General features: G+C 68.2%; 2 protein-coding genes. One reads left to right on the top strand and one right to left on the bottom strand.

Annotated elements, in window-relative coordinates:
• Positions 1 to 57: 57 nt before the first annotated feature.
• On the bottom strand, positions 58 to 1,086 hold the full coding sequence (gene fbaA, locus AOK09_RS35500; RefSeq protein ID WP_265736761.1) for a class II fructose-bisphosphate aldolase: 1,029 nt from the start codon (positions 1,084 to 1,086) through the stop codon (positions 58 to 60).
• Between the two features lie 146 nt (positions 1,087 to 1,232).
• On the opposite strand from fbaA, the gene AOK09_RS35495 reads away from it, so the two are divergent.
• Positions 1,233 to 1,970, top strand: coding sequence for a DedA family protein (locus AOK09_RS35495; RefSeq protein ID WP_079063686.1), 738 nt, complete (start codon positions 1,233 to 1,235; stop codon positions 1,968 to 1,970).
• Positions 1,971 to 2,004 lie beyond the last annotated feature (34 nt).

The raw sequence follows: 2,004 nt of genomic DNA, 5'->3' as shown, positions 1-2,004 counted from the left end.
CGTCCCCGAAGTGCCCCGGCGCGGGGTACCGCACGCCGGGGCACTTCGGGGACGTGACTACTTGAGCTTGGTACCGGCGGAGCGCAGGCTCTGGGCGGCCTCGGTGACCCGGGCGGCCATGCCGGCCTCGGCGAGCTTGCCCCAGGTGCGCGGGTCGTAGGTGGACTTGGTGCCCACCTCGCCGTCGACCTTCAGCACACCGTCGTAGTTGCGGAAGATGTGGTCCACGATGGGACGGGTGAAGGCGTACTGGGTGTCGGTGTCGATGTTCATCTTGACGACGCCGTGCTCCAGGGCGGTGGAGATCTCCTCCGCGGTGGAGCCGGAACCGCCGTGGAAGACGAAGTAGAACGGGTCCTGCTTGCCGAACTTGGCACCGACGCCGTCCTGCAGCTCGCGCAGCAGCCCCGGCTTGAGCACCACGTTGCCCGGCTTGTAGACGCCGTGGACGTTGCCGAAGGAGGCGGCCAGCAGGTAGCGGCCCTTCTCGCCCAGGCCCAGCGCCTCGGCGGTGCGGATGGCGTCGGAGACCGAGGTGTACAGCTTGTCGTTGATCTCGTGGGAGACGCCGTCCTCCTCGCCGCCGGTCGGGGTGATCTCGACCTCGAGGACGATCTTGGCCTTGGCGGCCTCGGCGAGCAGCTCCTGGGCGATCTCCAGGTTGTCGGCGAGGGTCTCGGCGGAGCCGTCCCACATGTGCGACTGGAAGAGCGGGTTGCGGCCCTGGGCGACGCGGTCCTGGGAGACCTTGATCAGCGGACGGACATAGCCGTCCAGCTTGTCCTTGGGGCAGTGGTCGGTGTGCAGCGCCACCGTCACCGGGTACTTCTCGGCGACGATGTGGGCGAACTCGGCCAGCGCCACAGCACCGGACACCATGTCCTTGCTGTACTGGCCGCCCAGGAACTCGGCACCGCCGGTGGAGATCTGGATGATGCCGTCGCTCTCCGCCTCGGCGAACCCGCGCAGCGCGGCGTGCAGGGTCTGCGTCGAGGTGACGTTGATGGCCGGGTAGGCGAACTTGCCCGCCTTGGCCCGGTCGAGCATCTCGGAGTAGACCTCGGGAGTTGCGATGGGCATGCGAATCCGCTCCTGTCGGTGTGCGGTGTGTACGTACGGTGAACGCCTGTGCCATCTTCCCAGAAGAGGCGCGCCGCTTCATCTTCCTGCCCGTCAGTCGGGACGGGGACACGACTCACGGTGACGAAAGGTTCGCAGGCTACGCTGCACCGGTGGACACCACGACGCTCGCGCTCAACATCCTCGACGCCAAGTCGCTGATCTCCTCTCTCGGTACGGTCGGGCTCCTTGCCATCATCTTTGCCGAGACGGGTCTGCTGGTCGGCTTCTTCCTCCCGGGTGACTCCCTGCTGATCCTGGCCGGGGTGGCCGCCTCCAGCGCTGCCGCCAAGGCCTTCGGCGAGGGCGTCCAGATGCCCATCGCGGTCCTGCTGCTGGGTGCGCCCCTCTGCGCCATCGCGGGCGCCCAGCTCGGCCACCTGATCGGGGCCAAGGTCGGCCCGCGGCTCTTCCAGAAACCCGAGTCGAAGATCTTCCGCCGGGACTTCGTGGAGAAGGCCGAGTACTACTTCGAGAAGTTCGGGCCCGCCAAGGCCGTGGTCCTGGCCCGCTTCATCCCGGTGGTACGCACCTTCCTCAACCCGGTGGCGGGCACCCTGGAGATGCCGGCCGGCCGCTTCCTGATCTGGAACGCGGTGGGCGGTGTGCTGTGGACCGAGTCCATGCTGCTGCTCGGCTACTTCACCGGCGACCAGCTCGCGGGCGTGATCGACAAGTACCTGATCCCGGCGATGGCACTGATCGTGCTGGTCTCGATCTCGCCGGTGCTGGTCGAGGTGTGGCGGGAGCGCCGCAAGAAGAAGGCCGGCGGCGGGACGGCGGAGAACGTGGGGCAGCTGCCGGAGCGGGAGGCCGCCTCACCGGCCGGCGGACGGCACCGCCGCCGCTGAGCTGCATGAACGACGGCGGGCGGATGTTTCACGT

Source organism: Peterkaempfera griseoplana (assembly GCF_001418575.1).
Taxonomy (GTDB): Bacteria; Actinomycetota; Actinomycetes; order Streptomycetales; family Streptomycetaceae; genus Peterkaempfera; species Peterkaempfera griseoplana.
The sequence above is the reverse complement of the archived record's forward strand: the minus strand, read 5'-3'. Positions and strand labels throughout refer to the sequence as shown.